The 14569-nt window shown below is 40.1% G+C and carries 12 protein-coding genes; all 12 read left to right on the forward strand.

What is annotated here, in order from left to right:
- The first annotated feature begins 13 nt into the window (after window positions 1-13).
- Complete coding sequence (locus HUS61_RS12135) at window positions 14-3178, forward strand: efflux RND transporter permease subunit (protein WP_074988939.1); 3165 nt, start codon at window positions 14-16, stop codon at window positions 3176-3178.
- Complete coding sequence (locus tag HUS61_RS12140) at window positions 3171-3878, forward strand: hypothetical protein (RefSeq protein WP_008109638.1); 708 nt, start codon at window positions 3171-3173, stop codon at window positions 3876-3878. The genes HUS61_RS12135 and HUS61_RS12140 overlap by 8 nt, the downstream gene beginning before the upstream one ends.
- Window positions 3878-5710: a 2Fe-2S iron-sulfur cluster-binding protein gene (locus tag HUS61_RS12145; RefSeq protein WP_016708252.1), complete on the forward strand. Its 1833-nt coding sequence runs from the start codon at window positions 3878-3880 to the stop codon at window positions 5708-5710. Before HUS61_RS12140 ends, HUS61_RS12145 begins: the two co-directional genes overlap by 1 nt.
- 24 nt (window positions 5711-5734) lie before the next feature.
- Window positions 5735-6082 carry a copper resistance CopC family protein gene (locus HUS61_RS12150; protein ID WP_016708251.1) on the forward strand — a complete coding sequence of 116 codons (348 nt, stop codon included), beginning with the start codon at window positions 5735-5737 and terminating at the stop codon, window positions 6080-6082.
- Window positions 6083-6100: 18 nt separating this feature from the next.
- Window positions 6101-6988: a copper resistance D family protein gene (locus HUS61_RS12155; RefSeq protein WP_016708249.1), complete on the forward strand. Its 888-nt coding sequence runs from the start codon at window positions 6101-6103 to the stop codon at window positions 6986-6988.
- Window positions 6989-7003: 15 nt separating this feature from the next.
- Complete coding sequence (locus tag HUS61_RS12160) at window positions 7004-7474, forward strand: DUF4440 domain-containing protein (RefSeq protein ID WP_016708248.1); 471 nt, start codon at window positions 7004-7006, stop codon at window positions 7472-7474.
- A gap of 27 nt (window positions 7475-7501) precedes the next feature.
- Window positions 7502-9325, forward strand: coding sequence for a copper resistance system multicopper oxidase (locus HUS61_RS12165; protein ID WP_016708247.1), 1824 nt, complete (start codon window positions 7502-7504; stop codon window positions 9323-9325).
- Window positions 9322-10182 (forward strand): copper resistance protein B, encoded by an 861-nt coding sequence (locus tag HUS61_RS12170; RefSeq protein ID WP_016708246.1) that lies wholly within the window; start codon window positions 9322-9324, stop codon window positions 10180-10182. Before HUS61_RS12165 ends, HUS61_RS12170 begins: the two co-directional genes overlap by 4 nt.
- Window positions 10183-10791: 609 nt before the next feature.
- Window positions 10792-11214 (forward strand): hypothetical protein, encoded by a 423-nt coding sequence (locus tag HUS61_RS12175; RefSeq protein WP_016708245.1) that lies wholly within the window; start codon window positions 10792-10794, stop codon window positions 11212-11214.
- Between the two features lie 296 nt (window positions 11215-11510).
- Window positions 11511-11924 carry a MerR family transcriptional regulator gene (locus tag HUS61_RS12180; protein WP_016708244.1) on the forward strand — a complete coding sequence of 138 codons (414 nt, stop codon included), beginning with the start codon at window positions 11511-11513 and terminating at the stop codon, window positions 11922-11924.
- A 101-nt stretch (window positions 11925-12025) separates the two neighbouring features.
- Entirely contained in the window at window positions 12026-14269 is a 2244-nt protein-coding gene (locus HUS61_RS12185) for a heavy metal translocating P-type ATPase (protein ID WP_016708243.1), read from the forward strand.
- Window positions 14270-14280: 11 nt separating this feature from the next.
- Window positions 14281-14569: cupredoxin domain-containing protein (locus HUS61_RS12190; protein WP_175087006.1), on the forward strand; the 289-nt coding region annotated here is incomplete at its 3' end.

Below are 14569 nucleotides of genomic sequence, written 5' to 3' on the forward strand. Positions count from 1 at the left end.
TAGGAGATAAATAATGATTGAATCAATTATTAGGTGGTCGATAGGTAATCGCTTTTTTGTCATCTTAGCTACCTTAATTTTGATTGGTGGTGGGTTATTCTCAATTAAAAATACACCAGTTGATGCATTACCAGATCTTTCTGATGTTCAAGTGATAATTAAAACGAATTATCCCGGTCAGGCACCACAAGTAGTGCAAGATCAAGTTACTTACCCTTTAACAACAGCAATGCTGTCAGTTCCGGGGGCTATTACAGTTCGGGGGTATTCATTTTTTGGAGACTCCTTTGTTTATGTCATCTTTGATGAAGACACCGATTTATATTGGGCAAGGAGCAGAGTACTTGAATATTTAAGTCAAGTAGCCCCTTCGCTACCTGCTACCGCACGCCCACAACTAGGACCTGACGCCACAGGCGTTGGCTGGGTTTATTTATATTCCCTTGTAGACAAAACGGGCAGCTTAGATATTAGCCAATTGCGTAGTATTCAAGATTGGTTCTTAAAATATGAATTGCAAACTGTACCGGGAGTTTCTGAGGTTGCTGCTGTTGGTGGCATGGTTAAACAATATCAAATACAAGTCGATCCCGATAAATTAAGAGCCTACGGTATACCACTTAGTCACATTCAAATGGCACTTAAACGTGGTAACCAAGAAACAGGTGCCTCAGTTGTTGAAATGGCGGAAGCAGAGTACATGGTTACCGCAACTGGCTATATCAAAAGTATTTCCGACATAGAGTTGATCCCTCTTGGTGTTAACGCACAAGGAACCCCGCTTACCATTGGCGATGTGGCGGAAGTCAACCTAGGTCCACAAATGAGACGAGGCATTGCTGAACTAAATGGTGAAGGAGAAGTCGTTGGTGGTGTTGTTGTTATGCGCTTTGGTGAAAACGCACAAAAAACTATTGATGGAGTAAAAGCCAAATTAGAAGAGTTAAAAAAAGGTTTACCCGAAGGAGTTGAAATAGTTACGGTTTATGATCGCTCTGGCTTAATAGGAGAGGCGGTAGAAAACCTATGGAGTAAATTGCTCGAAGAGCTTGCTGTCGTCGCGATTGTATGTGTTGCATTTCTGTTTCATTTGCGATCTTCGATTGTTGCAGTTGTCACTCTACCTATTGGCATCTTAGCTTCATTTATCATCATGCATATGCAAGGTATCAATGCGAATATTATGTCATTAGGTGGTATCGCTATTGCAATTGGTGCGATGACAGATGGCGCAATAGTGATGATTGAAAATATGCATAAGCATATGGAAAAGACACCGCTAACGGATGAAAATCGTTGGCAAATAGTCTCGAAAGCTGCAAGTGAAGTCGGTCCAGCACTATTTTTTAGTTTGCTCATCATTACAGTCTCATTCTTGCCAGTATTTATTTTGGAAGCGCAAGAAGGAAGAATGTTTTCTCCACTTGCTTACACAAAAACATATGCAATGGCCGCATCAGCAGGCTTAGCGATAACATTAGTTCCTGTTTTAATGGGGTATTTTATTCGAGGAAAAATTGTTTCAGAAAAGAAAAACCCTTTAAACAGACTGCTTATTGCTATCTACATGCCTGTTTTAAAGCAAGTTATGAAGTTTCCTAAATCGACAATAGTAGCAGCAATATTAGTGACGATTGTTGGTTTTTGGCCTGTCGATAAAATTGGTAGTGAATTTATTCCTCCTTTAGACGAAGGCGATCTTATGTATATGCCGACTACCTATCCGGGAATTTCCATTGGTAAGGCAAGAGAAATTCTACAGCAGACAGACAAGCTAATTAAAACAGTGCCAGAAGTTGAAACAGTATTTGGTAAAGTAGGAAGAGCTGAAACTGCAACTGATCCCGCGCCTCTAACTATGATTGAGACCTTCATTCAGTTGAAGCCTCAAGAAGAGTGGCGTGAGGGAGTTACAACAGAATCTCTAAAAGCTGAGTTTGATAAGTTGGTTAAGTTTCCGGGCTTGACGAATGCTTGGGTTATGCCAATCAAAACTCGTATTGATATGTTGGCAACAGGTATTAAAACGCCAGTAGGTATTAAAGTAGCAGGAGCTGATTTAAATACGATTCAAGAGATAGGGCAACAAATAGAGCAATTGTTACCAGAGGTGACAGGAACCGCTTCAGTTTATTCTGAACGAGTTGCAGGTGGACGATATATCAAAGTTGATATTTCTCGTGAGAAAGCAAGTCGTTTTGGATTAAACATCGATGACGTACAACAAGTAGTTTCAACTGCTATTGGTGGGATGAATGTCACTCAAACAGTAGAAGGTCAAGAGCGTTATCCTGTCAACTTGCGATACCCACAAGATTATCGTGACTCTCCAGAGCAGTTGTCGCGCTTGCCTGTTGTCACTCCAAATGGACAACGCATCGCACTAGGTGACGTAGCTGAAATAAAAGTAGAAGTAGGCCCTCCGGGGATCAAGAGTGAAAATGCACGTATTAATGGTTGGACGTTCATTGATATAGAGGGCGTTGACGTAGGTACTTATGTTGAAAGTGCAAAAGAGCATTTAGCTAAAAATCTTATATTACCAGCAGGTTATTCGATTACTTGGGCTGGTCAATACGAATATATGGAAAGAGCCAAAGCCAAGCTTACTTACGTTGTTCCATTGACGCTCGCCATTATTGTTATTTTGCTTTATTTGAACTTCAGAGCGTTTAGCGAAGTTGCGATCATCATTGTGACTTTACCGATGGCAATGATCGGTGGGTTATGGTTGATGTATTTAGAAGGGTTCAACTTCTCTGTAGCAGTTGGTGTAGGCTTTATTGCTCTGGCTGGAGTAGCTGTTGAGATTGGCGTAATAATGTTGGTATATCTCAATCAGGCGCTCGCTGAACTTAAGGAAAAAGCGAAAGAGCGAGCAGAACTCATCTCAGAAGATGAATATCAAGATGCCTTATTGCACGGTGCTGGATTACGTGTTCGTCCTGTAATGATGACAGTAGCGACAATCATTATCGGCCTAATGCCTATTTTATATGGTACAGGAACAGGCTCTGAGGTAATGAGTCGTATTGCTGCACCAATGGTAGGTGGGATGACAAGTGCAGTCCTGCTAACTCTAATTGTTTTACCCGCGATTTATTCAATCGTTAAAAAGCCCGAAGTAAACGCCTTTAACAAGGAACTTTCTAACTCGGAGCTAAAAAACAATGCTTAGAAAAGCTAGGAAGTACCATAAATGGCTAATGGCATTTGTAGGGATACAATTCCTTTTCTGGTCGATTACTGGTGTGTATATGGTGACTATGGATATTCACTATATACACGGCGAAACCTTGGCTAAGAGTGAGGAAGCCAAAATAGATTTAGCAAGTATGGATTACTCCATTGTAAAGCTAGCTGCGGATTATCCTAAAGCTAGCCAAGTTACACTTACTCAAAGTATGGGCCGTCCTTTGTATTCTTTTATTAATGGAGAAAATGGAAAAGTAGCAATAGATGCTAAAACTGGAGCTGTTCAGGCCCTTGTAGATGAAACCAAGGCTAAAGAAATCGCACAATACCATTATGTGCTGAATCATCAAATCGACAGCATAAGGTTGATTAAGTCAGCGACAAACTTGCCTGCTGAGTTGTCCCCAAGGCATTTACCTGTTTGGAGAGTGACGTTTGAGCAATTCTCCACACCGACATTTTATATAAGTCAACAAACAGGATCACTTGTTGCCAAGCGTCATGATTACTGGCGATTGTTTGATTGGATGTGGCGGTTCCACATTATGGATTACTATGATGGAGAAAACGTATCTAACTGGTTTTTGTTCTTGGTCGCAACTCTAGGTCTAATGGGAGCAATTACTGGCGCAGTATTGACTTATTACCGAGTGCTTTCCCCAAATAAAAAGAGAGTCATTTGATGCGACTATTTAAGTTAAATACAACGATACACAAGTGGCTTTCTTTATTTGTTGGTTTACAACTGCTTATTTGGTTGGGAACGGGCCTTTACTTCAATTTGATGGATCACAGTAAAGCCAGTGGTAATGAACTTAGAGTTCATTCTCATCATGAAGGTAGCATTACAGGCTTTGACCTATTCCCTATTAAAGACATTACTAGTAATGCTCCGCAGGAAGTAAACCTTATATGGGTTTTACATCAGCCTTACTATCATTTTGTGTTCGATAAGGGGCAGCATAGCTATCAAGAACGCCACTCAAAGCTATTTGATGCTGTAACAGGAAAGCCATTTAATTTGTCTGAAGAACAAGTACTAACTTTGGCAAAAAACTCCTACTCAGGACAGGGTAAGTTAACTACTCCAGTGTTATCTCAACCTCCGTTTTCTGATCACGTAAGGCAGCAAAATCCTATGTGGCAAGTTGCCGTTGAGGATGAGAACAATACAACTATTTATTTAGATAGTATTACAGGTCAAGTACTTCGCCATGCCAATGATGATTTCAGATTGAAAGATCTGATGATGAAGCTTCACTTTATGGACTATGGCAATTCTGGAGGATTTAACCATTGGTTGATCATTGCATTTGCTTTTGCAACGCTATTCCTTTCAATTACTGGTGTTACTTGGCTGATACAACAGTATCGAAGTGGTTTACTGAAGCTAGGTTGGGGCACTAACAGGCAAAAAGTGGCAGTGACGTTTTCCAATGAAAATACTATTACTGACATCTCAGCAGTTGGTCGCTCAACTGTATTAGAAGGGCTAGCTAGTTCACATGTATACCTTCCTTCAGGTTGCGGTGGTGGCGGTACTTGTGGCAAATGCGTGTTCTTAAGTTCAACTAAATTACCTATCACACTATCTGAACAGGAACATTTATCTCAGGAGCAACTTAAGGAAGGTTATCGGCTTGGATGTCAGCATAGGTTTTCTGAAATTAGTTCGATTGAAGTTAATACTGATCGCAATATTGAAAATCATGAGCTAGTTGTGGTTGCGACTAATTTCATTACTCCTTTTATCAAGGAAGTGAAATTTAAGCTGAAATCAGGCAAACAGTTGGCATTTAAAGCTGGTGCATATATGCAATTTGATGTGCCAGCAGGGATGAATAGCTTACGTCCAGATGATATGCCAGAGTGCTATGAAAAATACTGGGATAGCTACTATCATGGAAAATTTTCTCATAACGGTGTAACTCGCCACTACTCATTAGTTAACTTTGACGAGGAGTCTGATGAGTTAATGTTTAATATCCGTTGGCAGACCGCAAAGAATGGTTTTAAAGCAGGAATAGGTTCAAGTTATTTAGGTTCACTCCAAGTAGGTGAAACGATAACTGCAAGAGGCCCTTTTTCTGATTTTTATGCCACTTCAAATAAAAAAGTTAGTCGCGTGTTTATAGGTGCGGGTTCAGGACTTGCACCACTGAGGTCTATTATTTTTGAACAGTTGAAAAAGCATAAAGATAAAAGTGGTTTGACTCTTATCTATGGTGCGCGAACTGAAGATGACTTGCTATACCATAATGAATTGAAGTCACTGAGTGAGAAGCATAAAAACTTCTCTTATATTCCTACTCTTTCTAATCCTTCAGAAGAATGGCAAGGGCACTCAGGCTATGTTCAAAAAGTACTTCTGCCGTATATGAACCAAAAATCAGAACTACATTTGGCTGAGTTTTACTTATGCGGTCCAGAAGCAATGATGAGTGAAGTGGAAAAAATAATTATAGATGCTGGGATTCCAAGTAATCAAATTTTCAAAGATAAATTTAGTCGTTAATCCATTAAATAAATAGAGGTATATATGAAAACATTAATTAAACTTTTAACCATAATCAGTGTTGTTTTTAGTAGTGCAGTATTTGCACATGTGCATCTTGAAAAAAGCGTGCCTGCTGATAATGCAATGCTAATGAATACTCCAGAAAAATTGACATTGGGATTTAGCAAAGAGGTACGTGTAGTTAAAGTTACGTTGAAAAATAAAAAAGGTGAAAATATTAAATTTGACTTTAAACCATCAAAAGAAGCTTCCAGAGAGTTTTCATGGGAACTACCTAAATTAGCTCCAACAAACTATATCGTTGATGTGACCTATTTAGGTAAAGATGGACATAAAATGAAAGATAGCTTCGGCTTTATGGTTCATTAGTAAGGCTGTGTGATTGATATGGAAATGTATATCTGGAATACAGTCATTGTACTGTCAAAAATTGTATTTTACGTCGGCTTTGCCTGTATTGCCGGCTATACATTTTTCAGACAAATTTTTGAGCATAATGAATCTCATAGTAATGCTGTAATAGCGAATTTAACGTGGACAAGAACTTATATAGTTATGGCTTTGATCGCTAATATTACTTGGTTCTTTGCCAGTACTGGTGCAATGGCAGAAGAGGGAATTCAGGGGGCGATAGACGCTGATATATTGGCTATTATGTGGGACTCCTCTGTCGGCACTGGAGCTTTGCTTCGAGCGCTTGGGCTAGTTACCGCAATAATCGCTTTAGCTTTAAGGTTCAAATTCGCTGTGAACTCGTACTTAAAACAAAGCGCTTTAATGTTGAGTTTATTAATCCTTGCATACTCATTCACGTTACTGGGTCATATTTCTGAGTTAGGCACAATTGAAAAAGGCTTGCTTATTTTGCATGTGCTCGTTATGGCATGGTGGTTTGGGGCGTTATTGCCACTAAAACAGGCTTGCCATCAGCTAAGTTATGCAGAACTTCATTTGCTGATGGAAAGCTTTGGCAAACAAGCAAGTTTTACATTGAGCCTATTGTTGGTAGCAGGCCTCTGGCTCGTGATTCAATTGGTCGGAAGTCTTGATGCACTAATAAGCTCAAGTTACGGACAAACACTGTTGTTTAAATTGGCTCTTGTAGTGTCTATTTTGGCACTTGCTGCTAAACATAAACTAATACTCGTTCCACAACTTAAAAATAGTCAAGGCAGAGAGGCTTTATCTAAATCTATCTCGATAGAAATGGTAGTAGCTTTTGCCATTTTATCTGTAACGGCTGGGCTTACTAGTGTTGTTGGCCCTGCAAATTAAAACCTAAAAGAGAGAATGAAAATGAAAACAATAAATATATTACTCGTTTTATTAATGACGTTTAGTTTCGCAACAAACGCTCATGGTGATAAGAACAAAGACAAAGGTTTGTTTAAAGGTATAGATACCCCTGCCGCAAAAGTTGTTTTGGCATTTCATCAAGCACTTGAAACTGGCAATCAAAAACAGGCTAGAGCGCAGTTAGCGGATGATGTCACCATTTTCGAGGGAGGCCGCGTTGAAAGGAGCGCTGATGAATATGCTCATCATCATATGTTGTCGGATATGAAGTATTTAGCAGCGATGAAGAGCGACACACTTGAACATCAAGTGACGATACTTGGAAATACCGCTATCTCTGCGTCGCGCAGTCAAACTACAGGTACTCATAAAGGTGTTGAACGCGATTATCAAGGCATGGAAACGATGGTGCTGGAAAAACAAAATGGTGAATGGAAGATTAAGCACATTCATTGGTCACATTAATTTATTGGTCAAACAACGGAGAGTAAAATGAGAAACAACAATCCATTACATCAAGTTTCTACGCCACGTAGACGCTTTGTACAAGGATTAGCTGCTGGCGGTGTATTAGCTGCTTTTCCAAGTGTTCTTCATGCAGCTTCATCTTTGATTGCTGGAACTTCAACAGGTACTGCGCCCGAACTAAGTGGAGAAGTAATAGATTTAGTGATAGATGAGTCACCCGTAAACTTCACAGGTGTTGTAAGAATGGCTACAACAATCAATGGCTCAATACCAGCTCCTACCTTGCGCCTCAGAGAAGGTGATGACGTTACTATCAGGGTAACTAATAAATTATCAGTGCCGAGTTCAATTCATTGGCATGGGATCATTCTTCCGTATCAAATGGATGGCGTACCGGGTATTAGCTTTAAAGGTATAATGCCGGGTGAAACCTTTGTTTATAAATTTAAGCTGCAACAAAGCGGCACATATTGGTATCACTCACACAGTGGCTTTCAAGAAATGACAGGTATGTACGGCGCATTAATTATTGAGCCAAGAGAAAAGGATATTATTAGTGCTGACAATGAGCATGTCATTCAATTGTCTGATTGGACTGATGATGACCCAATGGATTTGTTTCGCAAGTTAAAAGTACAGAGCGATGTATTTAACTTTAATCAACCTACTGTTCCAGAGTTTTTTGATGACATTTCAAATAGCAGCGTTTCAAATGCGCTACAACGCCGGGAAATGTGGAATAAAATGAGAATGAACCCTACAGATCTTGCAGACTTATCAGCATCTGCAATGACTTTTTTAATGAATGGTTGTGCGCCTTTGACAAATTGGCGTGGAATGTTTAAAGCTGGCGAAAAGGTTAGGCTTAGATTTATTAACGGTTCTAGCAATACGTTTTTTGATGTAAGAATACCTGAGCTGAAGTTAACAGTTGTACAAGCTGATGGACAAAATGTTGAACCTGTGACAGTAGATGAATTTAGATTTGGTCCCGGTGAAACTTATGATGTACTTGTCGAGCCAAAAAATGATGCATATACGATTTTTGCACAAAGCATGGATCGCTCAGGTTATGCTAAAGGTACTTTATCAATGGCACCTAACGTTGATGCACCAGTACCTTCTTTAGACCCCGTTGAGTGGTTAACGATGACAGATATGATGGGCAATATGACCCATGATAGTGTGCATTCTACAATGGCTGATACGGCAGGTATGTCGGGCATGAATTCTAATAAAATGGATCATAGTGCAATGGGTCATGGAGCGATGGCAATGGATCATAGTAAACATGGAATGACTAAAAACCCATTAGCTGTTGCTAGCACTAAAGTGCGTCATGCAAAAACAGAGTATGGAGCTTCTGTTGATATGCGTGTTGATATGCCTAGAACAAACCTTGATGATCCCGGTATAGGTTTACGTAAAAATGGACGCCGTGTTTTAACACTTGCAGATTTACATTCTCTTGAGGGAATTACAAACCAGCAAGAGCCAGAGGCTGAAATTGAATTACATTTAACTGGAAACATGGAGCGTTATAGCTGGTCATTTGATGGTTTGGAATTTGGAAAAAGCACGCCAGTTCACATGAAGCATAATCAACGTTTAAGAGTTATTTTACAAAACGATACAATGATGACACATCCAATGCACCTGCATGGTATGTGGAGCGATTTGGAGAATGAAAAAGGTGATGTACAGGTTCGTCGCCATACTATCCCTGTACAACCAGCGCAAAGAATTAGTTTTTTAACAACACCTCATGACGTAGGTCGCTGGGCATGGCATTGCCATTTATTATTCCACATGGATGCAGGTATGTTTAGAGAGGTAGTTGTATCATGAGAAAATTAATACTAACCAATACGTTAAAACTATTATTAATAGGTTTGCCCCTTATAAGTGTATCTGTATCTGCAAAAGATGAGATGACTGAGATGGGTGATTCTAAAATGCAAGCACAAGGTGGAGATGCACCTAAAGATGCTAGAGACCCTCATGCTTATGCCGCAGGTACAACATTGACTGAAGGTCCTTATGCACTCAATAGCGACAAACGACTGACTTTGGCAGATGAGCATTCATTTTACGCGCTACTAGGGGATCGTCTTGAATATAATGAGCAAACAAACGCAGGTGTTTTTGACTTTCAGGCATGGTATGGCACTACTTTTGATAGATTAGTCATCAAAACTGAGGGAGATTTTAGCGAAGGTAATTTAGAGGAGAACCAAACAGATTTTCTATGGGGCCACGCAATATCTGCTTATTGGGATACACAAGTCGGTATTCGACTTGATTACAATAACGAAGGTGAAAACCGCAAATGGCTAGCTTTTGGTTTACAAGGTCTAGCCCCCTACTGGTTTGAAATTGATATGACTGCGTATTTAGGAGAGCAAGGTAATAGTGCATTTTCGATCGAAGCTGAGTATGAGCTATTACTTACTCAAAAGTTAATTGTTCAACCACGAGCAGAGTTGACGCTTTACGGTAAGGATGACGTCCAAAATAACCTTGGTAGTGGCTTATCTAGCAGTGCTATTGGTTTTCGGGTTCGTTATGAGTTTACCCGCCAGTTTGCTCCCTATGTTGGCGTTGAGTGGACAAATAAATTTGGTAATACAGCCGACTTTGCGAAGTTAAATGGGCAAAGTACGCGTGATACTGCTTTTGTTGCAGGTATCAAGTTCTGGCTCTGATGTGAAGAAATACTATATTGACTTGATGAGAGCTACCGCAACTATATTGATGGTAGCTTTCGTTTTTTGGGATTTAAACCATTTTAGTTATGTTAGAAAAGGCCTAGCTAATAGTTTTTTTGGAAAGAACTAAGAGCAGTAATAGTAAGCTACTTCTTGTTTTCAGTCGGTGCCAGTCTGGTGTATACCTATCAAGGTGGAATATCAGCTAAGAAGTAAAGTTGGCGAATGTTTAAGGTTAAAGAGTCAAGCCAAAAAACATCGCCATTGAAAGACGTACAATAGGCCATTTTATCACTTTTGATGAACGGGAATTGGGTGTGCTCGGGATAGAACCGATTGTTGCAAAGTACTGTGCTTAAAGCTGAACAATTGGAAAAATGATCCCTTACTCAATACCTAGTTATGAGCGTAGGGTTTTTATTTTTTTAATGGTGCTCATGCTTGGCTTCAATCTCATGAGTCTAAATTAGACACCCCTTTTATACTTGTTAAGTTTAAGCTGTTTAAAAAAGTAAAAAGTTTAGGTTTTAGTTCAAAGGTTGATCAAGATCATAAAATTATTTTTATAAAGTGGCTAATATTGTAGGAGCTAAAGAAGGAATGATAATGTTTGGACTTTTCAGGTGGTTTAAAATAGTGATAATAACTGTGTTGCTTACGCAGCATAGTTTTGCTACAGCTAAGCCAATGAATTGTGAAGAACATCAAAATGGATCTTCCGACACGCATATTATGCAACGAAGCAAAAATATTCACCATCAATCAATGAATGACAATAGTCACTATCACACTGTAAACTCGCAAGACTCTAAACACCGTCATGGTGATGAAGTCTGTGAAAAATGCAAAGCTAGTGATTGTGTTTGTTGTGAGGGGGGATTTTGTTCAAGCTTTCATTTAAATGCCTATCTTGTGCAAGCGCAAGAGGAAGGTATTTGCAATATTTACTCTGAGCTATTTCTACAGCGTACACCTCTACCAAAATCTGGTATCCATCTCTTACTTTATCGTCCACCAATTATTGGCTAATCACGGGATCAGTGCGTCTTTTTTTCGCCACTCCCATCAAAAATAGAATGACTTATTCATTGATTTAAATAATCAATTGTTTTGAACGATTAGTACGATATTTTGAAGGCACTATGAAAATTCTCAAACTATTGCCATTTACAGTACTTAATGCTGTCGATTTTGGCCGAGATTTCTCTTTTACCAAAAAATTAGTTTTTAGCTTATTCACTAGAATTAGTACTTGACCTGTGTCTTAGACACAGGTCTAAGCTGAAGATGAGAGTACAAACTTAGCTAAAAACTGAGGAGTGAATATGAAAGTTGCGGAGCTGGCAAAAAGCCTTGGAACGACTGCTGATACGGTGCGCTATTACACCAGATTAGGATTGTTAAAACCTGCTAAGTCAGTGAACGGCTACAAGTCATACTCGAATAAAGAAGTATCGAGACTTAAATTCATTTTAAGTGCCAGAAACCTTGGTTTTTCCGTTGCAGATATCAAGGAAATTATTAATGAATCTGAAGATGGTAAAAGTGCGTGCCCATTAGTCAGAAGCCTGATCAAAGAGCGGCTTGAAGAAACAGAAAAGCAGTTTCAAGCAATGTTGGCACTTCGAGGAAAAATGTCTTCTGCGCTTTCTCAGTGGGAAGAAATGGAAGACAAGGCACCGACTGCAAACATGGTTTGTCATCTCATCGAAAACTTTGAGCAAATTAAAAAAGCATAGGAGGAAAAAGGGTGGCTACTAACACAAATATAAAAACTGAATCAGGCTGTTGCTGTCAGGCAAAAGCTCAATCCTCTTCGTGTAAAACTAAGGAGAATACGTTGGAGAAAGTATCACATAACCAACAGCTTATCATTGAAGGCGCTGGGTGTGCTAGCTGTGTAGGCAAAATTGAAGGGGCGTTGAAGGCAACTCTTGGAGTCGTCAGTGCGGAAATGAATTTTGCTGATAGGACAGTAACAGTTTATGGGACAGCTAAAACAGAAGAATTGATCAAAGCTGTTGAGTCAGTGGGGTATAACGCGAAGCCAATTGATGATAGCTCAGCAACAGATGCGCTTGATGAGAAAGAGGCGGCGGATTGGGCATATTACAAAAAGCTAATGCGCGATACGTTTATTGCCCTTTCACTCGGCGTTCCTTTGATGATCTACAGCATTGTGGTTGGAGAAATGACGGTTGAAACAAACCTTGAACGCATGTCTTGGCTAGTTGTAGGCATTTTAACTTTTGGCGTTATGTATTTTTCAGGTAAGCATTTCTATGTAGGAGCATGGAAAAGCTTTAAAAACCACTCCGCTAATATGGACACTCTAATAGCTTTAGGAACAGGTACAGCTTGGGTGTATTCGATGGTTGTCGTGTTTGCACCTGACGCCGTTCCATTGATGGCACGACATGTCTATTTTGAAGCTACCGCCATGATCATTGGCTTAATTGATTTAGGTCTAGCATTAGAAATAAAAGCCAGAGGTAAAACCTCTGAGGCCATTAAACGTCTTATCGGCTTGCAGGCCAAAACGGCAACTGTAGTTCGTGATAATAAAGAGGTTCAGATAGGTATCGAACAGGTTTTGCTTCATGATGTTGTGAAAGTAAAGCCGGGTGAAAAAATTCCCGTGGATGGCGTTGTATTGGAAGGACACACCTCTATTGATGAGTCCATGCTGACAGGCGAACCTATGCCTGTTGAAAAAGCCGAAGAAGATGAGGTTGTCGCTGGTACTTTGAACAAATCAGGCATGATTTTATTTAGAGCGACACGCGTTGGTAAAGACACGGCGCTTGCACAGATCATCAATATGGTGAAACGAGCGCAAAATTCAAAACCGCCGATTGGCCGCTTGGCCGATGTTATTTCCGCCTATTTCGTTCCTGTAGTCATGATCATCTCGGTGTTAAGTGCGTTAGCATGGCTTAACTTTGGCCCTGAGCCAGCAATTGCTTTTGCTATCGTATCAGCAACTACTGTGCTTATTATTGCCTGCCCGTGTGCTTTAGGCTTGGCAACACCCATGTCTGTCATGGTCGGAGTAGGAAAAGCAGCAGAAGCCGGAGTACTTATTCGCAACGGTGAGGCACTGCAAACCGCCTCTAAAATCACTGCCATGATTTTAGATAAAACGGGCACTATTACTGAAGGGGCACCTAAGGTAACCGATATTGTTTTAGCAAAAGCTACTGACGAAAAAGACGTACTACAGCTTGCAGCAAGTTTAGAAAGCGGCTCAGAGCACCCTTTAGCGCAAGCGATTGTTGAAAGTGCTTTAGATAAGGATATTGAGTTACTAAAAATTGAATCGTTTAATGCTATTACGGGTTTTGGTGTAGAAGCAAACTGTAACAATAAAGTCCTGCTTTTTGGTAACGATAAACTAATGAAGTTAAAAGGCATAGACCTCACAGGCTTTGTTGGAAAAGCCCAGTCTTTAGCCAAAGAAGCCAAAACACCTATGTACTTTGCTGTAGATGGTGAACTTGCCGCAATCATTGCTGTCGCAGATCCCATTAAGTCAGACTCAATCTCTGCTATCAAACGGCTTCAGGCTAATGGTATACGCGTCATCATGTTAACAGGTGATAACAAGGAAACCGCTGCCGCTGTTGCCAAAAAAGCAGGTATTAGCGAATTTCTTGCTGAGGTGCTGCCAGAAGATAAAGCCAACAAGGTGAAAGAGCTACAAGGCAGTGGCGAAATTGTTGGTATGACAGGAGATGGCATCAACGATGCTCCTGCGCTAGCGTTAGCCGATGTTGGATTCGCCATAGGCACAGGGACTGATGTAGCTATCGAAAGTGCTGACATTACCCTAATGCGTGGTTCACTTCATGGCCTTGCCGATGCCATAGCGGTAAGCAAAGCTACTTTACGAAATATCAAACAAAACTTGTTTGGCGCGTTTGTCTATAACGTAGCCGGGATTCCTTTTGCTGCGGGGGTTCTATATCCCTTCTTTGGCATTCTGCTTAGCCCTGTAATTGCAGGTGCTGCAATGGCGTTTTCGTCATTGACTGTGGTGTCAAATGCAAATCGACTTCGCTTTTTTAAAGCAAAAGAGCATTAAGGAGAAGAGCGATGATGTTAATTAACTTATTAGGCTTAATGTTAATCGCGCTGATTGTTTGGTGGTTTTGGCTATATAAACCCAATAAAACAATCGTTCAAGGTAATGAAGTACTCATTGAAGTGAGGGATGGCGTGTATTCCCCATCCTCAATTCAGGTGTCTGCTAGCCAACCTGTTACCTTGAAGTTTATACGCAAAGATCAATCCCCCTGCGCTGAAACAATGCTTATTCCTTCATTGGATATAAGCGAACAGCTTAAGTTAAATGAAATTACTCAAATTACCTTATTAAACTTGT

It is taken from the genome of Pseudoalteromonas sp. 0802 (assembly GCF_013350085.1).
Classification (GTDB): Bacteria; Pseudomonadota; Gammaproteobacteria; order Enterobacterales; family Alteromonadaceae; genus Pseudoalteromonas.

Excerpts from the sequence above, each read along its gene's own strand:
- HUS61_RS12155 (WP_016708249.1), top strand. The coding sequence starts at position 6,101 with ATGGAAATGTATATCTGGAATACAGTCATTGTACTGTCAAAAATTGTA.
- HUS61_RS12165 (WP_016708247.1), top strand. The coding sequence starts at position 7,502 with ATGAGAAACAACAATCCATTACATCAAGTTTCTACGCCACGTAGACGC.
- HUS61_RS12170 (WP_016708246.1), top strand. The coding sequence starts at position 9,322 with ATGAGAAAATTAATACTAACCAATACGTTAAAACTATTATTAATAGGT.
- HUS61_RS12145 (WP_016708252.1), top strand. The coding sequence starts at position 3,878 with ATGCGACTATTTAAGTTAAATACAACGATACACAAGTGGCTTTCTTTA.
- HUS61_RS12150 (WP_016708251.1), top strand. The coding sequence starts at position 5,735 with ATGAAAACATTAATTAAACTTTTAACCATAATCAGTGTTGTTTTTAGT.
- HUS61_RS12175 (WP_016708245.1), top strand. The coding sequence starts at position 10,792 with ATGTTTGGACTTTTCAGGTGGTTTAAAATAGTGATAATAACTGTGTTG.
- HUS61_RS12180 (WP_016708244.1), top strand. The coding sequence starts at position 11,511 with ATGAAAGTTGCGGAGCTGGCAAAAAGCCTTGGAACGACTGCTGATACG.
- HUS61_RS12140 (WP_008109638.1), top strand. The coding sequence starts at position 3,171 with ATGCTTAGAAAAGCTAGGAAGTACCATAAATGGCTAATGGCATTTGTA.
- HUS61_RS12160 (WP_016708248.1), top strand. The coding sequence starts at position 7,004 with ATGAAAATGAAAACAATAAATATATTACTCGTTTTATTAATGACGTTT.
- HUS61_RS12135 (WP_074988939.1), top strand. The coding sequence starts at position 14 with ATGATTGAATCAATTATTAGGTGGTCGATAGGTAATCGCTTTTTTGTC.